The organism is Variovorax xiamenensis, assembly GCF_050916385.1.
GTDB lineage: Bacteria > Pseudomonadota > Gammaproteobacteria > Burkholderiales > Burkholderiaceae_C > Variovorax.
On the sequence record NZ_CP139038.1, the window covers coordinates 1,975,617 to 1,993,696 of the forward strand.

The following is an 18,080-nucleotide window of genomic DNA, read 5'->3' on the forward strand; positions in this document are numbered from 1 at the left end:
TCTTGACTACCTGGCTTCGCCGCCGGCCGTGTAACGCGCCGATGCCGCCAGCGCCGCGGCGAAGACCACCACCACGTAGAGCGCCGCCGTCAGCGAGGTAGCGCGCGCCAGCAGCCCGATCACCGCCGGGCCTGCCATGAATCCCAGATAGGCCACGGCCGAGACCGACGCGATGCCGCGTGCGGGCTCGATGCCGGGCACCCTCGCCGAGGCCGAGAACAGGATCGGCACCACGTTCGCGAAGCCCACCCCCACGCCCGCGAAGCCGACCAGCGCCAGCCAGGGCAGGTCGGTGACGAGCACCAGCGTCATGGCGCCGGCGGCAAGCAGGCCGCTGCCGAGCAGAAGCGCGCGCGGCGAGAAGCGGGCGCGCAGGGCGTCGCCGCCGAAGCGCGCCGCAGCCATCGCTGCCGAGAAGCTCGCATAGGCCAGTGCGGCCTGCTGCTGCGGGCTGCCGATTTCCTGCTGCATGTAGAGCACGCTCCAGTCGTAGATCGCGCCTTCGGCGATCAGGCCCAGCGCGGCGAGCACGCCCAGCACCGCGAGCGCGCCGCGGGGCAGCAGGAAGCCGTGATCGGCCTCCGTGGCGCCGCTGGTGGCGGGCCGGGGCAGCATGCGCGTGGCGGCCAGGGCGACGAGCGCCGTCATCGCGGCCGCGACCACCAGAAGGTGCGCCTGGGGGGCGAGCCCTGCCGCCAGCGCCGCGCTGCCGCTCGCCGCGCCGGCCATGCCGCCCAGGCTGAACATGCCGTGCATGCCGCTCATCAGCGGCGTGTCGCCGTGCAGCTCGAGCTGGGCCGCCTCGGTGTTGATGGACACGTCGAACACGCTGGTCACGAGGCCGAAGGCGGCCAGCAAGACCAGCAGCGCGGCATAGCCCGGCATGGCGATCAGGCCGGCCAGCAGCAGCGCATAGACGACGCCGCAGATGCCGGCCATGCGGCGCGGGCCGTGGCGGCCGATCCAGCGGCCCGCGCTGGTCAGGCCGAACATGGCGCCGGCACCGGCCGCGAGCATCGCCAGGCCGAGCTGGGCCTCGTCGATGCCATAGTGCGCCTTGACCGTGGGCACGTGCACGCCCCAGGTCGCGAAGATGAAGCCGGCTGCGAAGAATTGCGCGCGCGAAGCCCAGCGCGTGGCTGCAGTGATGGCCACCATGATCAGCGGCCGATCGCGAACACGGCGGGCAGGCGTTCGTCGGTGGTGGCCTGGGGCTTCGCGGCGCGCCAGGACTTGACCGTCTCGCTGCGCACATGCGCGGTGGCGAGCGTCAGGCCGCGCGCCACGGCGAGGCGGGTGTTGTGCTGCAGCGTCTGCACGAGCGCCTGCAGCAAGGCGGCGTTGCGATAGGGCGTCTCGATGAAAAGCTGCGTCTGGCCCGACTTGAGCGCCAGCGCCTCGAGCTCGCGAATGCGGGCCTGGCGCTCGCCGGCGTCCTGCGGCAGGTAGCCGACGAAGGCGAAGTTCTGGCCGTTGAGCCCGCTCGCGGCCAGCGCGAGCAGCAGCGAGACGGGGCCGGTCAGCGGCACCACGGCAAGGCCGAGGTCGTGCGCGGCTCGCGCCACCGACGAGCCCGGATCGGCCACGGCCGGCATGCCGGCCTCGCTCAGCAGACCGACGTCGTGGCCCTCGAGCGCGGCGGCGAGCAGAGGGCGGGCGTCGAACTGGCCGGCGTGGTCGCCTTTCTTGTGCACTTCGCGCGGCAGCTCCTGGATGTTCTGGGCCTGGAGGGGCGCCGCGAGCGGCGCGACGGCATCGATGCGCTTCAGGTAGGCGCGCGCGGACTTCGCGTTCTCGCAGATCCAGTGCGTGATGCCGGCGGCGGTCTGCAGCGTGCCCAGCGGAAGCGCGTCCTGCAGCGGGGCCTGTACCTCGCAACCGAAATCGAGCGGCGCGGGAACAAGATAGAGCTTGCCTTTTTCCTTCTGCGTCATAGGAGGTCGACTCCCGCGGCGCGGAGCATCCGGCAGGTTCTTATCAGCGGCAGGCCGACCAGCGCGGATGGGTCGTCGCTGTCGATGGAATTCAGCAGCGCGATGCCCAGGCCCTCGCTCTTGGCGCTGCCAGCGCAGTCGTAGGGCTGTTCGGCCTGCAGGTAGTGCTCGATGGCGGCGTCGCTGAGGTCGCGGAAAACCACGCGCACGGGCGCGATGTCGCGCTGGACGAAGTTCGTCGCCTTGCAGACGACGGCCACGGCCGTCTGGAAGATCAGCGTCTGGCCGCGCATGCGGCGCAACTGGGCGGTGGCCCGGGTGTGGTCGCCGGGCTTGCCGAGCGCTTCGCCGGCGAGGTCGGCCACCTGGTCGGAGCCGATGACCACGGCTTCCGGGAAGCGGGTGGCTACGGCGTTCGCCTTCTCGAGTGCCAGGCGGACGGCGAGGTCATGCGGCGTTTCGCCGGGCAGGGGTGTTTCGTCTACTTCCGGCGAGTGCACGTCGAATGGCAGGCGCAGGCGGGTGAGCAGTTCGCGGCGATAGCGCGAGGTTGAGGCAAGGATCACGGTGCGTTGCATGGCGACGATTGTGCGTGAGGTGCCTAAAACCCTCAGGCTTGCCCCATGCCGACGGGGCGGCCGGCGCGCTAGACTGGCGTGGATGAAGAGAGAATTCGCCCCCGAACGGCTCAACGTGCCCGGCTTCGCCGCGGCAGCCGCTACCCTGGAAGCCGCCGATCCGGTCCCGAAATACGAACGCCTGGTTGCCGAACTGGCAGTTCCCGCGCCCGACGTGGTTGTGAACTGGACGGCCCACGGCGAGGAACGCCCTGGCGCTGACGGCAAGCCGGTGCCCTGGATGCACCTGGAGGCGGAGGCCGTCGTGCCGCTGGTCTGCCAGCGCTGCCTGTCGCCTGTAGACACCTCGCTCACGGTGGATCGCTGGTTCCGCTTCGTGGCCAACGAGGAAGTTGCCGAGACGGAAGACGAGGAATCCGACGAAGACCTGCTCGTCGTGAGCCGGGATTTCGACCTGCACGCCCTGATCGAGGACGAGCTTCTGATGGAAATTCCCGTCATGCCGGCCCATGACGTCTGCCCGACGCCCGTTCAGCTTTCGTCCAGCGACGAGGACTTCAAGGCGGCCGAAGAGGCCAAGCCGAACCCCTTCGCAGTGCTCGGCGCGTTGCGTTCGCGCAAGCCGGAAGAGGGAAAGTAGCCCTTTGCCTCAGGCTGGGCTATAATCATGGGCTTCGCGCGCGCCGCCGTGAGCAGCGATACACGAAACGACAACAGGGGCATTCCATACATGCCGCCAAGTTTTTTGTATTGCCACCGCTTGAGCCCGCATCCAATCACCAACCTAACAGTCCAGGAGCCATCATGGCCGTCCAGCAAAACAAGAAGTCGCCTTCCAAGCGCGGCATGCACCGTTCCCACAACGCCCTGGTCGTTCCCGGCATCGCCGTGGAGCCGACCACCGGCGAAACCCACCTGCGCCACCACATCAGCCCCAACGGTTTCTACCGTGGCCGCCAGGTGCTCAAGAACAAGTCCGAAGCCTGATCTCGCATCCCAAGGCCAAGGCCCGAAGCTACTTTTGCTGTAGCGTCGGGCCTTTGTTTTGATGGCTACGCCTTCTTCCCCCGAAAACACCGCTGCGCCTTCCGCAATCACGCTCGCCGTGGATTGCATGGGAGGTGACCATGGGCCGCGCGTCACGCTCGCGGCCTGCCGCGCGTTTCTCGAGCGGCGCAGCGACGCTTCGTTGCTGCTCGTCGGCGCGCCGGCCGCGCTGGCCGGGTTTGCCGCTCACCCGCGTGCCCGCATCGTCGCTGCAAGCGAAGTCGTGGGCATGGACGATCCGGTCGAAATCGCCCTGCGCAAGAAGAAGGATTCTTCGATGCGCGTTGCGATCCAGCAGGTCAAGGACGGTGCCGCCCAGGCGGCAGTCTCCGCCGGTAACACCGGCGCCTTGATGGCGATCGCTCGCTACCTGCTCAAGACGCTCGAAGGCATCGATCGCCCGGCGATCGCGCCGCAGCTTCCGAATGCCAAGGGTGGCGCTACGACCGTGCTCGATCTGGGCGCGAACGTCGACTGCGACGCCGAAGACCTGCTTCAGTTCGCCGTGCTCGGCTCGGCGCTGGTGTCGGCATTGACCGGCAACGAGGCGCCTTCGGTCGGCCTGCTCAATATTGGCGAAGAAGCCATCAAGGGCAGCGAAACGATCAAAAAGGCGAGCCAACTGCTGCGTACGGCTGCCAATTCCAAGGATCTGAACTTCTACGGCAACGTGGAGGGCAACGATATCTTCAAGGGCACGACCGACATCGTCGTCTGTGACGGTTTCGTCGGAAATGTGGCGTTGAAGGCCAGCGAAGGTGTGGCTTCGATGATCGGCGAGTTCATTCGCGTCGAATTCTCGCGAAGCGTTTTCACCAAACTGGCGGCAATTGTTGCCTACCCGGTTCTAAAAGCGTTCAAAAGTCGGCTGGATCATCGTCGGTACAACGGCGCGGCCTTGCTGGGCCTGCGCGGGCTGGTTTTCAAGAGCCATGGCTCGGCCGACGAAGTGGCTTTCGGCCACGCCCTGGATCGCGCTTATGATGCCGCTCGCAACAACCTGCTCGATCGCGTGCGGGCCCGCATCGCCCACGCCGCGCCTTTGCTTGCGCGGCAGGAGCCGGCGGCGCCGGTCGACGCGACGGCCCTTCACGTTTGATGACTCCTTACTCACGCATTACCGGCACCGGCAGTTACCTGCCCCCACGCCGCGTGACCAACGACGATCTCGCCAAGGATCTGGCAACGCGAGGCATTGAAACCTCGGACCAGTGGATCGTCGAGCGCACCGGCATTCACGCCCGGCATTTCGCCGCGCCGGATGTCACCAGCAGCGACCTCGGGCTAGAGGCTGCCAGACATGCCCTGGAAGCCGCCGGCCGCAAGGCCAGCGACGTCGACCTGATCATCGTCGCGACTTCCACGCCCGACATGGTGTTTCCGTCGTCGGCCGCCATCCTCCAGAACAAGCTTGGCATTGCCGGCTGCCCGGCATTCGACGTGCAGGCGGTCTGCAGCGGCTTCGTCTATGCACTCACCGTCGCCGACGCGATGATCCGCACCGGTACCGCGCGCTGCGCGCTGGTGGTGGGTGCCGAAGTGTTCTCCCGCATCCTCGACTTCAATGACCGCACCACCTGCGTGCTGTTCGGCGACGGCGCGGGTGCGGTGGTGCTCGAGGCCAGCGAAGAGCCCGGCATCCTGGCCAGTGACCTGCATGCGGACGGGAAGCACGTCGGCATTCTTTGCGTACCGGGTCATGTGTCGGGCGGCAACGTGCTGGGCACGCCGCTGCTGCACATGGACGGTCAGGCCGTCTTCAAGCTCGCGGTCCGCGTGCTCGAGGAGGCGGCGCGCGCCACGCTGGCCAAGGCCGGCAAGGTCGATACGGACATCGACTGGCTCATTCCGCACCAGGCCAACATCCGCATCATGGAAGGCACCGCAAAGAAGCTGAAGCTTCCGCGCGAGAAGCTGATCGTCACGGTCAACGAGCACGGCAACACTTCCGCCGCCTCAATTCCGCTGGCGCTCGACGAGGCCGTGCGCTCTGGCAAGGTGAAGAAAGGCGAAACGCTCATGCTCGAAGGCGTGGGCGGCGGCTTCACCTGGGGCGCGGTGCTGCTGAATCTGTAAGTTAGCTAGTGCGTTGCGGTGCCCCCAGAGGGTGCCTGCGATGCGAGACGACGCATAAAACAATGAAATCCTTTGCATTTGTCTTTCCGGGGCAGGGCTCGCAGGCGGTCGGCATGCTCGACGCCTGGGGCGACCATCCGGCCGTGGCCGAAACGCTGCGCGAGGCGTCCGATGCGCTCGGCGAAGATGTCGGCGCCCTGATCAAGAACGGCCCGAAGGAAGAGCTGGCGCTCACCACGAACACCCAGCCGGTGATGCTGGTGGCTGGTGTGGCGGCATGGCGCGCCTGGCTGGCGGAAGGTGGCGCAACGCCCTCCGTCGTGGCGGGTCATTCGCTCGGCGAGTACTCGGCGCTGGTGGCTTCGGGCGTGCTCACGCTCGCGCAGGCCGCGCCGCTCGTGCGATTCCGCGCGCAGGCGATGCAGCAGGCGGTGCCTGTCGGAGTCGGCGCAATGGCTGCGGTGCTCGGCATGGAGTCGGGCAAGGTGGTGACGGGCTGTGCGGAAGCCACGGCCAGTTTCGGCGCCGGCAGCGCGGAAGTCGTCGAGGCGGTGAACTTCAACGACCCCATGCAGACGGTGATCGCCGGCAGCAAGGCTGCCGTGGACAAGGCCTGCGAACTGCTGAAGGCCAACGGCGCCAAGCGCGCGCTGCTGCTGCCGGTTTCGGCGCCATTCCATTCGAGCCTGATGAAGCCCGCGGCGGAAGCGCTGCGCGAAAAGCTGGCTTCGATCGTGCTGGCTGCGCCGCAGATTCCGGTGCTGAACAACATCGACGTCGCCGTCGAAACCGACGCCGACCGCATCCGTGACGCCCTGGTGCGCCAGGCCGCAGGCCCCGTGCGCTGGGTCGAGAGCGTGCAGGCCTTGAAACTGCGCGGTGTAGCCGCCATCATCGAGTGCGGCCCCGGCAAGGTGCTGGCCGGCATGGTGAAGCGCATCGCCCCCGATCTGGAAGCCGCGTCGGTGTACGACCCGGCAACGCTCGCGGACACCCGACAATCGCTCGCCGGCTGACCGGCGCAAGGCCCCCATACTTTTTCTATGAGCATTCCCAAATTCGAAGGGCAGGTTGCCCTGGTCACCGGCGCGACGCGCGGCATCGGCGCGGCGATCGCGCTGGAGCTGGCCCAGCGCGGCCTCAAGGTCGTGGGCACCGGCACCACCGATGACGGCGCGGCCAAGATCACCGCGGCCCTGAGCGCGTACGACGGCCGCGGCCGCGCGCTCGACGTCAATGACGGCGCCGCCGTCGAAGCCCTGATCGACGAGATCGTGAAGGCCTACGGCGCCATCCACGTGCTGGTGAACAACGCCGGCATCACGCGCGACACGCTCGCCATGCGCATGAAGGACAGCGACTGGGACGCGGTGCTCGACACAAATCTCAAGGCCGTCTTCTCCCTTTCGCGGGCGGTGATCCGCCCGATGATGAAGCAGCGCTATGGCCGAATCATCAGCATCACCAGCGTGGTGGGCGCTTCCGGCAATGCCGGCCAGGCCAACTACGCGGCAGCCAAGGCCGGTGTCGCGGGCATGACCCGCGCGCTGGCCCGCGAACTGGGCAGCCGCAACATCACCGTCAACTGCGTCGCGCCCGGTTTCATCGAGACCGACATGACGGCCAGCCTCCCCGAAGCCCAGCAACAGGCGCTGCTCCAGCAGATCCCGCTGGGTCACCTGGGCAAGCCGGCCGACATCGCGCACGCGGTGGCGTACCTCGCATCGCCCCAGGCGTCCTACGTCACGGGGCAGGAGCTGCACGTCAACGGCGGCATGCACATGTAGCCGCAAGGCGCAAGTTTTCTCCGCACCGGGGGCACGGCAAATGCCACAATGCGCCCGGCTAAAATCCACCGATTACCTACAACCCTCAGAGGGAACCAAATGAGCGATATCGAAGCACGTGTCAAGAAAATCATCGCCGAGCAGCTCGGCGTGGAAGAGTCCCAGGTGACGAACGAAAAGGCTTTCGTGGCCGACCTCGGCGCCGACTCTCTCGACACGGTCGAACTCGTGATGGCACTTGAAGACGAATTCGGCATCGAAATTCCCGACGAAGATGCCGAGAAGATCACCACGGTGCAAAACGCCGTCGACTACGCCACCAAGAATCAAAAGGCCTGATAGGCCAGCTGACAAGATTGCGACTGCGGCCGGCGGCTTTTTCTTGAACCGCACGCGCCGACAGGCAACTGTCCAGCGCTTCCAGAAAGGTTTGCCGGCATGACCAAACGCCGCGTCGTCGTTACCGGACTCGGTTGCATCGCTCCTGTCGGAAACTCCGTAACCGAATCCTGGGCCAACCTGTTGGCCGGGAAGTCGGGCATTGCGAACATCACCGCGTTCGATGCAAGCGCCTTCGCCTGCAAGTTCGCAGGTGAGGTCAAGGGTTTCGACATCACCCAATACATCTCGGAGAAGGAAGCGCGTCACATGGACCGCTTCATTCATCTGGGGCTCGCCGCCGCCATCCAGGCGGTGCAGGACAGCGGACTGCCGACCGGCGAAGCGCTTTCCTATGAAGAAGCCGTGCGCATCGGATGCAACATCGGCTCCGGCATCGGCGGCCTGCCGATGATCGAGGAAACGCACGGTGAACTGATGAACCGCGGCCCGCGCCGCGTGTCGCCGTTCTTCGTGCCGGCGTCGATCATCAACATGATCTCCGGCCACGTCTCGATCAAGTACGGCTTCAAGGGCCCGAACATCGCTGTCGTGACCGCCTGCACCACCGGCCTGCATGCCATCGGCACGTCGGCACGCATGATCGAGTACGGCGATGCCGACGTGATGATCGCGGGCGGTGCGGAATCCACCATTTCCCCGCTCGGCATCGGCGGCTTCACCGCGCCTCGCGCGCTGAGCACCCGCAACGACGATCCCGCCACGGCCTCGCGTCCGTGGGACAAAGATCGCGACGGCTTCGTGCTGGGCGAGGGCGCAGGCGTTCTGGTGCTCGAGGAGTACGAACATGCCAAGGCGCGCGGCGCCAAGATCTATGCAGAAGTCGCGGGCTTCGGCCTGACGGGCGATGCGTATCACATGACTGCACCCGACGTGGACGGCCCGCGCCGTTCGATGGCCATGGCACTGTCGAACGCAGGCGTCAACGCCGACCAGGTGCAATACCTGAACGCGCACGGCACTTCCACGCAGATCGGCGACGTCAACGAGACCAATGCGGTCAAGCTGGCCTTCGGCGATCACGCGAAGAAGCTCGTCGTCAACTCGACCAAGTCCATGACCGGCCACCTGCTGGGCGGCGCGGGCGGCATCGAGTCGGTGTTCACCGTGATGGCGCTGCACGAGCAGACGAGCCCGCCGACCATCAACATCTTCAACCAGGATCCGGAGTGCGATCTCGACTACTGCGCCAACGAGGCGCGCGATCTGAAGATCGACGTCGCGGTCAAGAACAACTTCGGCTTCGGCGGCACCAACGGCACGCTGGTGTTCAAGCGCGCTTGAGCGTCGCTCTGTCATGCACAGCGCGCCGTCGGTGACCTATCCGGTGGGGCGCTCGCGTGGCGCAACCCGGATTCTTCTCGTTCTCTGGGCCTTGGGGGCTCTGTGCGCGGGCGCGGCCTGCTATCTCTTCGATAGCGTCGGATGGCGTCATCTCCTGCTGGTTCTCAGTGTCCTGTTCGCGGGTGTCGCTGCGGGCTTCGGCCTGCGGCAGGAGGGCGCCGGCGTCCTGCATTTCGATGGCCTCTACTGGTCGCTGACGGGCGGCCATGCCTCCCGCGGCGTGCACGCCGCGAGGGCGTCCGTGGCGCTCGATTTCCAGTCGCTGATGCTGCTGCGGCTCAGCGAACCGGGCCGCGCCGGGCGCTGGATCTGGATCGAGCAGAGGGCCATGCCCGAGCGCTGGCGAGACCTGCGGCGCGCGGTATATTCGCGCCCCCCGGCTGCCGCCCGCGCAGCCGACCCCTGGCGCGCGACAGCTCCGGCCGACGCGCCCTGAACCTTCTTCGATGACCACTTCCCCGCCCGTGCCGCCGGATTCCGGCCTGACCGACGCGCCCGCCGTGGCGGCGCGTCCGGGCGAGGTCGACTTCCAGCTGGTCCAGCGCACCGTCGCGGGGGACCAGAAGGCCTTCGAACTGCTGGTCATCAAGTACCAGCGCCGCATCGAGCGCCTGATCGGGCGGATGGTGCGCGATGTCGACCTGATCGAGGACATCGCGCAGGAAACCTTCATTCGCGCCTACCGCGCGCTGCATCAGTTCCGCGGCGAGGCGCAGTTCTATACCTGGCTCTACCGGATCGCCGTCAACACCGCCAAGAAGGCGCTGGTGGACATGAAGCGCGACCCGACCATCTCCGAAGCGGCCCTGAGGCCGTCTTCCGAGGATGAGGATGAAACTTACCGTCCTGGAAACGAACCAACCAGCGACGAAACCCCCGAATCGGTCATGGCGGCGAACGAAATCGCCGGCGCCGTCGAGGCGGCCATGGAAGCGCTCCCTGCTGAGTTGCGCCAGGCGGTCACGCTGCGCGAGATCGAGGGCATGAGTTACGAAGAGATTGCCGAGGTCATGAATTGCCCTATCGGCACGGTGCGTTCGCGGATTTTCCGGGCGCGCGAGGCCATTTCGGCCAGGGTCAAGCCTTTGCTGGACAACCAGTCCGGCAAGCGTTGGTAGTAAGCAGGTGAATGAAATGAATCAGACGATGACGGTTCGGGAACAGGTGTCCGCACTTGCGGATGGTCATTTGCAGGGCGAGGCGTTCGCGCAGGCGATCGAGGCGATCGGCGCCGAAGGCGAGTCGCGCGCGGCATGGCAGGCCTACCACGTGGTGGGCGACGTGCTGCGCTCCGGTTCCCATTCGCCGTGCAGCGATACCTCGGCGTTCCTGGCGCGCTTCCAGCAGCGGCTGGCGGCGGAGCCGGTGATGGTGGTTCCGGCGGCTGAACCGGTCGCCGTGCCGGTGGCGATGCCCGTGCAGCGCAGGGCGGAAGCGGCCAACGAGCCGGTGTTCCGTTGGAAACTGGTAGCCGGCGCCGCATCGTTGATGGCCGTAGCTGCCATCAGCTGGACGCTGGTCGGCAATGGCTCGGCAGTGCAGCAAGGGGCACAGTTGGCCTCGGTCCAGCAGCAACAGCAGCCGGCCGTCAACTCGGTGCTGGCGGCGGCCGCTGCCAACGGCCCGCAGGCTGTCAGCAACACGCTGACCCCGACCCGCGTGATCGTGGGCAATGGCAATCCCCAGGTCATGCTGCGCGATCCGCGTCTCGACCAGCTCCTCGAAGCGCACCAGCAGGCTGGTGGTGCTTCGCAAATGCCTTCCGGCTTCCTGCGCAATGCCACTTTCGAGGGGCCGACGCGCTGATGAGCGCGTGCACCCCTAGCCGCCAGTAATGACCGTTCCGATGCCGTTCTCCGCACGCGCCTTCGTGCTTGTGTTTGCTGCTTTCTGCCTGGCGCAGGCTGCCACCGCGCAGACCCGCTCGGGCACCGCGAATGCGAAGAGTGCGGCAACCGCGCAGACGGACGAGCCGCCGGCCATGAGCGTGACCGAGTGGCTGCAGCGCATGCACACCGGCGCCCGGCAGCGCAACTACGTGGGCACCTTCGTGGTCTCGGCGCCGGGCGGCGACCTGTCGAGCGCGCGCATCTGGCATGTGCGCGACGGCGAACACCAGATCGAGCGCATCGAGGCCCTGACGGGGCCGCCGCGCTCCACCTTCCGGCGCAATCGCAACGTCATGACCTTCCTGCCGGAGGCGAAGGTGGTGAAGGTCGAGAAGCGCGAGAACCTCGATCTCTTCCCGAACCTGCCGGACAAGCCCGATTCCTCTATCAGCGATTTCTACGACGTGCGCGCGATCGGCAAGGACCGCGTCGCCGGCTTCGACGCCGACGTAGTGCAACTGGTGCCGCACGACGGGCTGCGCTTCGGCTATCGCATCTGGAGCGAGCGCCGCTCGGGCCTCGTGGTGAAACTGCAGACCGTCGACAGCGACTCCCGCGTGGTGGAGCAGTCGGCTTTCTCCGAACTGCAGCTCGACGCGCCGGTCAAGGCGCAGGCGCTTTCGCAGATGATGTCCAACACCGCGGGCTACCGCATCGAGAAGCTCGAACTCGAGCGCAGCAACGCGCAGGACGAAGGCTGGACCCTGCGCACGCCCGTGGCCGGATTCAAGCCCCGAAGCTTCTTCCGCCGTCCCGTCGCGGGCGATGACAGCGGCGGCAAGGCCAAGCAGCAGGATGCGACCACGGTGCAGTGGACCTTCTCCGATGGCCTGGCCTCCGTGTCGCTCTTCATCGAACGCTACGACCCGGCGCGCTCGCCGCGCGACGGCGTGCTGACCATCGGTGCGACCAACGCGATCCGCCGCCGCCTGCCCGAACCGGCCAGCGATTGGTGGCTGACCGCGGTCGGCGAAGTGCCCCAGCAGACGCTCAACGCATTCGCACAAAGCCTCGCGCGCACGCGCTGACGGGCCTGAGAAGCGCCAATTGCGCTGAACCAAGCTCACGGCGCAGACTCATAGACCTGTTTTTCGCCGCTCTGTTCTTTTGAAAGAAAGCCGATGATCTTCAAAGTCGAGGGACACAAGTTTCGTTCCGGCCTGCTGGCCTGCGCACTCGCACTGACCGCCAGCGCCATATTCCTCCCGGTCGAGCCAGTCCACGCGCAGACGCGCACGCTGCCTGATTTCACCGACCTGGTCGACCAGGTCGGCCCCTCCGTCGTCAACATCCGCACTGTCGAGAAGGTCGTGCAGCGCGGTGGCAACGGCGAGATGGACGAGGAAATGCAGGAGTTCTTCCGCCGCTTCTTCGGCCAGCCGCTGCCGGGCCAGCCGCGCCAGGGTCCGCGCCAGAATCGTCCGCAGCAGCCGCAGGAAGAGGAGCGCCCGCGCGGCGTGGGCTCCGGCTTCATCCTGACCCCCGACGGCTATGTGATGACCAACGCGCACGTGGTCGAAGACGCCTCCGAGGTGCTGGTCACGCTGCCCGACAAGCGCGAGTTCAAGGCCAAGATCGTCGGTGCCGACAAGCGCACCGACGTCGCAGTCGTGAAGATCGAGGCGACCGGCCTGCCGGCAGTGAAGGTCGGCGACATCTCCAAGCTGCGCGTGGGCGAGTGGGTGATGGCCATCGGCTCTCCCTTCGGCCTCGAGAATACCGTCACCGCCGGCATCGTGAGCGCCAAGCAGCGCGACACCGGCGAATACCTGCCGTTCATCCAGACCGACGTGGCCATCAATCCCGGCAACTCGGGCGGCCCGCTGATCAACATGCGTGGCGAGGTGGTGGGCATCAACAGCCAGATCTACTCGCGCTCGGGCGGCTTCATGGGCATTTCGTTCTCGATCCCGATCGACGAGGCGATCCGCGTGAGCGACCAGCTGCGCACATCGGGCCGCGTGTCGCGTGGCCGGATCGGCGTGCAGATCGACCAGGTCACGAAGGACGTGGCGGAAGCCATCGGCCTGGGCAAGCCGCAAGGGGCGCTGGTGCGCGGTGTCGAGGCGGGCTCGCCGGGCGAGAAGGCTGGCGTGGAGCCGGGTGACGTCATCACCAAGTTCGACGGCAAGCCGATCGAGAAGCCTAGCGACCTGCCGCGCCTGGTGGGCAACACCAAGCCGGGCACGAAGAGCACGCTCACCGTGTTCCGCCGCGGTGCCTCGCGCGATCTCAGCGTGACCATTGCCGAGATCGAGCCCGACAAGCCCGGCAAGCGCGCGAGCGATCGCGACGAGCCGGCGCAGAAGCCGCCGGCATCCGCCGCAGCCAAGTCGCTGGGCCTGGCGGTGAGCGATCTCTCCGACGCGCAGAAGAAGGAGCTGAAGCTCAAGGGCGGCGTGAAGGTCGATGCCGCCAGCGACGCCGCGGCCCGTGCGGGCCTGCGCGAGGGCGACATCATCATGGCCGTCGGCAATGTCGAAGTGTCGAATGCGCGCGAATTCGAGTCCGCAGTTGCCAAGTCCGACAAGAGCAAGGCGCTCAGCGTGCTGTTCCGCCGTGGCGACTGGGCGCAGTACGCGCTGATCCGGCAGACACGCTGATCCGTGTCTGGCGTCAAGTGGCCCCACCCGGCAGTCGGGTTTGGGGCCGTTTTTTTGAGGTGTTTACGACGTTCCGGCGCCGGCCTCCAAAAAAATCGAGAGACCAGAAAATCACGATTTTGGTTTGCGCTCACTAACTTGTCGAAGGGCTAAGGACGGATTTCGGTAGAATAGGGCCCTCGCGGCGGCCGGTCGGCGCATAAGGAATGCCCCGACCTTCACCATGCGAGATGTCAGATGGCAGTCCACCGGTGCTCCACAGATCGCCCACAAGTTGTTCAGTAACTGCTCCACCGATCCTGTGGATAACCTGTTTGTATCTTTGATGTTGTGGACCTGCAACGACCCTTTTGGACCCCGTTCCCGGATGTACGCGCTTCCCTTTTTGCCTACAATGAAGCTCCAACTACTGCAGTTGCCATTGCTTGTTGGTTCAGGGCGCGTCTCCAGAAGACGCGCCCTTTTTTCTTGCCTGTAGCACTCTGCGTACGAGCCAATTCAAGTACTTAAGCGTTCCCGTTGATGAATCACATCAGAAATTTTTCGATCATTGCGCACATCGACCATGGCAAGTCGACGCTCGCAGACCGTTTGATCCAGCGTTGCGGCGGCCTCGCGGAGCGCGAGATGGAAGCGCAGGTTCTCGACTCGATGGACATCGAAAAAGAGCGTGGGATAACCATCAAGGCGCAGACGGCTGCGCTGCACTACAAGGCACTCGACGGGAAGGTCTACAACCTCAATCTGATCGACACGCCGGGTCACGTCGACTTCTCGTATGAAGTGAGCCGCTCGCTGTCCGCATGCGAAGGCGCGCTGCTCGTCGTCGATGCATCGCAAGGTGTCGAAGCACAGACGGTGGCCAACTGCTACACGGCACTCGACCTCGGCGTCGAGGTCGTGCCGGTGCTCAACAAGATGGACCTGCCGCAGGCCGACCCCGACAACGCGAAGGCGGAGATCGAGGACGTGATCGGCATCGATGCGTCCGATGCGATTCCCTGTTCCGCGAAGACCGGCATGGGCATCGACGAGATCCTCGAGGCGATCGTCGCCAAGGTGCCGCCACCGCGCGGCAATCCCGACGCAGCGCTGCGCGCGATGATCATCGACAGCTGGTTCGACCCCTATGTCGGCGTCGTCATGCTGGTGCGTGTCGTCGACGGCCGCCTCGCCAAGGGCGAGCGCATCAAGATGATGGCTTCGGGCGCAACGTACAACGCCGACAACCTCGGCGTGTTCACGCCCCACACGGAGCCGCGCCAGTCGCTCGAAGCGGGCGAGGTGGGCTTCATCATCGCCGGCATCAAGGAGCTGCAGGCGGCGAAGGTCGGCGACACCGTCACGCTGATCCGCACGGGCACCGGCGGCGCGGCAGCCACCGCCAGCGAACCGCTGCCGGGCTTCAAGGAAATCCAGCCGCAGGTGTTCGCGGGTCTCTACCCGACCGAAGCCAGCGAGTACGACTCGCTGCGCGATGCGCTGGAAAAGCTCAAGCTCAACGACTCCTCGCTGCACTACGAGCCCGAGGTGAGCCAGGCGCTCGGCTTCGGCTTCCGCTGCGGCTTCCTCGGCCTGCTGCACATGGAGATCGTGCAGGAGCGCCTGGAGCGCGAGTTCGACCAGGACCTGATCACGACCGCGCCGAGCGTGGTCTACCAGGTGGTCAAGAACGACGGCGAAGTGATCATGGTCGAGAACCCGTCCAAGATGCCCGATGTGGGCAAGATGGCGGAAATCCGCGAGCCGATCGTCACCGTGCACCTGTACATGCCGCAGGAATACGTCGGCTCCGTCATGACGCTGGCCAACCAGAAGCGCGGCGTGCAGATGAACATGGCCTACCACGGCCGCCAGGTCATGCTGACCTACGAGATGCCGCTCGGCGAGATCGTGCTCGACTTCTTCGACAAGCTCAAATCGGTGAGCCGCGGCTACGCCTCGATGGACTACGAGTTCAAGGAGTACCGCGCTTCCGACGTGGTGAAGGTCGACATCCTGCTCAACGGCGACAAGGTCGACGCCCTCTCGATCATCGTGCACCGCTCCCAGTCGCAATACCGCGGCCGGGCGGTGGCCTCGAAGATGCGCGAGATCATTTCGCGCCAGATGTTCGACGTGGCGATCCAGGCCGCCATCGGGGTCAACATCATTGCGCGTGAGACAATCAAGGCCCTTCGCAAGAACGTTCTGGCGAAGTGCTACGGCGGCGACATCACCCGCAAGAAGAAGCTGCTCGAGAAGCAGAAGGCGGGCAAGAAAAGAATGAAGCAGATCGGCTCCGTCGAGGTCCCGCAAGAGGCCTTCCTCGCCATCCTGCAAGTCGAAGACTGAACGAAAAATGGCATTCATCACCTCCCTGGTCCTCGCGGCCTTCGCCGCCTATGTCGGCGCCTGGTACTTCAACGTGATCGAAGGCAACTTCGCCCTGCTGCTGTTCCTGGCCACGGTGGTCACCGGCCTTTATTGGCTGGCCGAGCGCTTCTACTTCCTGCCCCGGCGCGAGCAGGCGGCCGCGAAGCTCGAGGCCTCGCTGGCCGAGCGCAATGCGCGCCTGGCGGGGCAGGGCATCAATCAGGTCGACACGGTCGATGCCAAGGCGAGCGAGCGGCTGCTGATGCAGCCCTGGTGGCTCGACTGGACCGCTGGCCTGTTCCCGGTGATCCTGGTGGTGTTCCTGCTGCGCTCGTTCCTGTACGAGCCTTTCAAGATCCCGTCGGGCTCGATGATGCCGACGCTGCTGACCGGCGACCTGATCCTGGTCAACAAGTTCACCTATGGCCTGCGCCTGCCGGTCATCAACACCAAGATCACCGAAGGCACGCCGCTGGCGCGCGGCGACGTGGTGGTGTTCCGCTACCCGCCCAAGCCGAGCATGGACTACATCAAGCGCGTGGTCGGCATTCCCGGCGACGAGGTGGCCTACCTGAACAAGAAGCTCACGATCAACGGCCAGCCGGTTTCCAAGGTGGCTGCCGCCGACTACCTCGACGGCGAATCGATGCGCCTGCTCAAGCAGTTCGACGAGGACCTGGCCGGCAAGCAGCACAAGATCCTCAACGACGACGCTTCGCCGGCGTTCGTTCCCGGCGCCAGCGATTTCCCGTTCCGCGAGAACTGCCGTTACTCGGTCGAAGGCGTGGTCTGCAAGGTGCCGCCGGGCAACTATTTCATGATGGGCGACAACCGCGATAATTCGGCCGACTCGCGTTTCTGGGGTTTCGTGCCGGACAAGAACATCGTGGGCAGGGCCTTCTTCGTCTGGATGAATTTCGGTGACCTGGGACGCATCGGTCCGTTTCAATAAACAACATTCATCGACAAGCATAGTTCGAGGGGTATGAGGGCATGAGAGCACATCGGTCCGTTCGCAGCAGCGCTGCGCAGCAACGTGGCATTTCGTTCGTCGGCTTGGTGTTCGTCGCGGCCGTGCTCGGATGCCTGGGCGTGGTCATCGCGCAGGTCATCCCGACGCTGATCGAGTGGCAGGCCATCGACAAGGCCGCCAACAAGGCCAAGGAGGGTACGACCGTGCCCGAGGTGCGCGCCATCTTCGATCGCGCCCAGGCCATCGACGACTTCAAGTCGGTCAGCGGCAAGGACCTCGACATCAAGAAGGTCGGCGACAAGGTGGTCGTGTCGTATTCGTACGAGCGCGAGATTCCGCTCTTCGGCCCGGCCTACCTCACGCTCAAGTACAAGGGCGAATCCCGCTGAACACGGCGCCCAAAAAGGTGGACGGCAGCCTGGCCGCGTTGCAGGCGCGCCTGCAGCACACCTTCTCCGATCCGCGGCTGCTGCAGCTCGCGCTCACGCACCGCAGCTTCTCGGCCGACCATAACGAGCGCCTCGAGTTTCTCGGCGACTCGGTGCTGAATCTGGCCGTCTCGCACCTGCTCTACCAGCGCCTGTCGGCGCTGCCCGAGGGCGACTTGTCGCGCGTGCGGGCCAACCTCGTCAAGCAGGACACCCTGCACCGCCTCGCCGTGGGGCTGGCGCTGTCGCCGCTGCTGCGGCTCGGCGAAGGCGAGGCCCGCTCGGGCGGGCCGAACCGGCCGTCGATCCTGGCCGACGCGCTCGAAGCGCTGATCGGCGCCGTGTATCTCGACGCCGGCTTTGCCGCCGCCCAGGCGCTGGTGCACCGGCTCTACGAATCGGTCGAGATCAATCCGCGCATGGAGGCTGCGGCGAAGGACCCCAAGACCGAATTGCAGGAATGGCTGCAGGGTCACAAAATGAAGCTGCCGGTGTACCGCGTGGCCGCCACTTTGGGCGCGGCGCACAAGCAGACTTTCGATGTCGAGTGCGAAGTGCCCGAGCTGGGCTTTCGCGAACGCGGCATCGGCGGCTCGCGCCGCGCCGGCGAGCAGGCGGCGGCCGCTGCCATGTTGATCCGGCTCAAGGCACGCGGCGCCGCGTGAAA

General features: G+C 66.0%; 20 protein-coding genes. 17 read left to right on the forward strand and 3 right to left on the reverse strand.

The window, feature by feature from the left end:
• Positions 1-6: 6 nt before the first annotated feature.
• From SFB74_RS08625 to SFB74_RS08635, 3 genes are read right to left on the reverse strand one after another with little or no spacing between them, the layout of a single operon-like run.
• Complete coding sequence (locus tag SFB74_RS08625; RefSeq protein ID WP_432730381.1) at positions 7-1,158, reverse strand: MFS transporter; 1,152 nt, start codon at positions 1,156-1,158, stop codon at positions 7-9.
• A 2-nt stretch (positions 1,159-1,160) separates the two neighbouring features.
• Complete coding sequence (locus SFB74_RS08630) at positions 1,161-1,934, reverse strand: SAM-dependent methyltransferase (RefSeq protein ID WP_432730382.1); 774 nt, start codon at positions 1,932-1,934, stop codon at positions 1,161-1,163.
• Positions 1,931-2,512, reverse strand: a complete 582-nt coding sequence (locus SFB74_RS08635; protein ID WP_432730383.1) for a Maf family protein — start codon at positions 2,510-2,512, stop codon at positions 1,931-1,933. The genes SFB74_RS08630 and SFB74_RS08635 overlap by 4 nt, the downstream gene beginning before the upstream one ends.
• An 82-nt stretch (positions 2,513-2,594) precedes the next feature.
• Here SFB74_RS08635 and SFB74_RS08640 point away from each other — a divergent pair, with 82 nt between their 5' ends.
• The 17 genes from SFB74_RS08640 to rnc all read left to right on the forward strand — a co-directional run bounded on the left by SFB74_RS08640 (position 2,595) and on the right by rnc (position 18,078).
• Positions 2,595-3,152, forward strand: coding sequence for a YceD family protein (locus tag SFB74_RS08640; RefSeq protein ID WP_432731901.1), 558 nt, complete (start codon positions 2,595-2,597; stop codon positions 3,150-3,152).
• Between the two features lie 164 nt (positions 3,153-3,316).
• Positions 3,317-3,499 carry a 50S ribosomal protein L32 gene (gene rpmF / locus SFB74_RS08645; protein WP_007830466.1) on the forward strand — a complete coding sequence of 61 codons (183 nt, stop codon included), beginning with the start codon at positions 3,317-3,319 and terminating at the stop codon, positions 3,497-3,499.
• Positions 3,500-3,560: 61 nt separating this feature from the next.
• Complete coding sequence (gene plsX / locus SFB74_RS08650; protein ID WP_432730384.1) at positions 3,561-4,658, forward strand: phosphate acyltransferase PlsX; 1,098 nt, start codon at positions 3,561-3,563, stop codon at positions 4,656-4,658.
• On the forward strand, positions 4,658-5,635 hold the full coding sequence (locus SFB74_RS08655) for a beta-ketoacyl-ACP synthase III (RefSeq protein ID WP_432730385.1): 978 nt from the start codon (positions 4,658-4,660) through the stop codon (positions 5,633-5,635). The genes plsX and SFB74_RS08655 overlap by 1 nt, the downstream gene beginning before the upstream one ends.
• Before the next feature lie 62 nt (positions 5,636-5,697).
• Positions 5,698-6,651 carry an ACP S-malonyltransferase gene (gene fabD / locus SFB74_RS08660; RefSeq protein WP_432730386.1) on the forward strand — a complete coding sequence of 318 codons (954 nt, stop codon included), beginning with the start codon at positions 5,698-5,700 and terminating at the stop codon, positions 6,649-6,651.
• A 27-nt stretch (positions 6,652-6,678) separates the two neighbouring features.
• Positions 6,679-7,422: a 3-oxoacyl-ACP reductase FabG gene (fabG, locus tag SFB74_RS08665; protein WP_019654121.1), complete on the forward strand. Its 744-nt coding sequence runs from the start codon at positions 6,679-6,681 to the stop codon at positions 7,420-7,422.
• 99 nt (positions 7,423-7,521) lie between these two features.
• Positions 7,522-7,761 (forward strand): acyl carrier protein, encoded by a 240-nt coding sequence (gene acpP / locus SFB74_RS08670; protein ID WP_007830471.1) that lies wholly within the window; start codon positions 7,522-7,524, stop codon positions 7,759-7,761.
• Between the two features lie 99 nt (positions 7,762-7,860).
• Positions 7,861-9,105, forward strand: coding sequence for a beta-ketoacyl-ACP synthase II (fabF, locus tag SFB74_RS08675; protein WP_432730387.1), 1,245 nt, complete (start codon positions 7,861-7,863; stop codon positions 9,103-9,105).
• A 13-nt stretch (positions 9,106-9,118) separates the two neighbouring features.
• Entirely contained in the window at positions 9,119-9,601 is a 483-nt protein-coding gene (locus tag SFB74_RS08680) for a hypothetical protein (protein WP_432730388.1), read from the forward strand.
• Between the two features lie 10 nt (positions 9,602-9,611).
• Positions 9,612-10,283: an RNA polymerase sigma factor RpoE gene (gene rpoE, locus SFB74_RS08685; RefSeq protein WP_432730389.1), complete on the forward strand. Its 672-nt coding sequence runs from the start codon at positions 9,612-9,614 to the stop codon at positions 10,281-10,283.
• A 16-nt stretch (positions 10,284-10,299) separates the two neighbouring features.
• Positions 10,300-10,971, forward strand: a complete 672-nt coding sequence (locus tag SFB74_RS08690) for a sigma-E factor negative regulatory protein (RefSeq protein ID WP_432730391.1) — start codon at positions 10,300-10,302, stop codon at positions 10,969-10,971.
• A gap of 28 nt (positions 10,972-10,999) precedes the next feature.
• On the forward strand, positions 11,000-12,082 hold the full coding sequence (locus SFB74_RS08695; protein ID WP_432730392.1) for a MucB/RseB C-terminal domain-containing protein: 1,083 nt from the start codon (positions 11,000-11,002) through the stop codon (positions 12,080-12,082).
• Between the two features lie 93 nt (positions 12,083-12,175).
• A complete protein-coding gene (locus SFB74_RS08700) occupies positions 12,176-13,657 on the forward strand; it encodes a DegQ family serine endoprotease (RefSeq protein WP_432730393.1) in 1,482 nt (493 codons plus the stop codon).
• A gap of 522 nt (positions 13,658-14,179) precedes the next feature.
• Positions 14,180-15,991 (forward strand): translation elongation factor 4, encoded by a 1,812-nt coding sequence (gene lepA / locus SFB74_RS08705; protein WP_432730394.1) that lies wholly within the window; start codon positions 14,180-14,182, stop codon positions 15,989-15,991.
• A 7-nt stretch (positions 15,992-15,998) separates the two neighbouring features.
• Complete coding sequence (gene lepB / locus SFB74_RS08710) at positions 15,999-16,964, forward strand: signal peptidase I (RefSeq protein ID WP_432730395.1); 966 nt, start codon at positions 15,999-16,001, stop codon at positions 16,962-16,964.
• A gap of 41 nt (positions 16,965-17,005) precedes the next feature.
• On the forward strand, positions 17,006-17,374 hold the full coding sequence (locus tag SFB74_RS08715) for a DUF4845 domain-containing protein (RefSeq protein ID WP_432730396.1): 369 nt from the start codon (positions 17,006-17,008) through the stop codon (positions 17,372-17,374).
• Between the two features lie 17 nt (positions 17,375-17,391).
• On the forward strand, positions 17,392-18,078 hold the full coding sequence (rnc, locus tag SFB74_RS08720) for a ribonuclease III (RefSeq protein WP_432730397.1): 687 nt from the start codon (positions 17,392-17,394) through the stop codon (positions 18,076-18,078).
• Positions 18,079-18,080 lie beyond the last annotated feature (2 nt).

Bases quoted from the DNA above. Each gene is read 5' to 3' on its own strand.
- SFB74_RS08625 (WP_432730381.1), bottom strand. From the start codon at position 1,158: ATGGTGGCCATCACTGCAGCCACGCGCTGGGCTTCGCGCGCGCAATTC.
- SFB74_RS08630 (WP_432730382.1), bottom strand. From the start codon at position 1,934: ATGACGCAGAAGGAAAAAGGCAAGCTCTATCTTGTTCCCGCGCCGCTC.
- SFB74_RS08635 (WP_432730383.1), bottom strand. From the start codon at position 2,512: ATGCAACGCACCGTGATCCTTGCCTCAACCTCGCGCTATCGCCGCGAA.
- SFB74_RS08640 (WP_432731901.1), top strand. From the start codon at position 2,595: ATGAAGAGAGAATTCGCCCCCGAACGGCTCAACGTGCCCGGCTTCGCC.
- rpmF (WP_007830466.1), top strand. From the start codon at position 3,317: ATGGCCGTCCAGCAAAACAAGAAGTCGCCTTCCAAGCGCGGCATGCAC.
- plsX (WP_432730384.1), top strand. From the start codon at position 3,561: ATGGCTACGCCTTCTTCCCCCGAAAACACCGCTGCGCCTTCCGCAATC.
- SFB74_RS08655 (WP_432730385.1), top strand. From the start codon at position 4,658: ATGACTCCTTACTCACGCATTACCGGCACCGGCAGTTACCTGCCCCCA.
- fabD (WP_432730386.1), top strand. From the start codon at position 5,698: ATGAAATCCTTTGCATTTGTCTTTCCGGGGCAGGGCTCGCAGGCGGTC.
- fabG (WP_019654121.1), top strand. From the start codon at position 6,679: ATGAGCATTCCCAAATTCGAAGGGCAGGTTGCCCTGGTCACCGGCGCG.
- acpP (WP_007830471.1), top strand. From the start codon at position 7,522: ATGAGCGATATCGAAGCACGTGTCAAGAAAATCATCGCCGAGCAGCTC.
- fabF (WP_432730387.1), top strand. From the start codon at position 7,861: ATGACCAAACGCCGCGTCGTCGTTACCGGACTCGGTTGCATCGCTCCT.
- SFB74_RS08680 (WP_432730388.1), top strand. From the start codon at position 9,119: ATGCACAGCGCGCCGTCGGTGACCTATCCGGTGGGGCGCTCGCGTGGC.
- rpoE (WP_432730389.1), top strand. From the start codon at position 9,612: ATGACCACTTCCCCGCCCGTGCCGCCGGATTCCGGCCTGACCGACGCG.
- SFB74_RS08690 (WP_432730391.1), top strand. From the start codon at position 10,300: ATGAATCAGACGATGACGGTTCGGGAACAGGTGTCCGCACTTGCGGAT.
- SFB74_RS08695 (WP_432730392.1), top strand. From the start codon at position 11,000: ATGACCGTTCCGATGCCGTTCTCCGCACGCGCCTTCGTGCTTGTGTTT.
- SFB74_RS08700 (WP_432730393.1), top strand. From the start codon at position 12,176: ATGATCTTCAAAGTCGAGGGACACAAGTTTCGTTCCGGCCTGCTGGCC.
- lepA (WP_432730394.1), top strand. From the start codon at position 14,180: ATGAATCACATCAGAAATTTTTCGATCATTGCGCACATCGACCATGGC.
- lepB (WP_432730395.1), top strand. From the start codon at position 15,999: ATGGCATTCATCACCTCCCTGGTCCTCGCGGCCTTCGCCGCCTATGTC.
- SFB74_RS08715 (WP_432730396.1), top strand. From the start codon at position 17,006: ATGAGAGCACATCGGTCCGTTCGCAGCAGCGCTGCGCAGCAACGTGGC.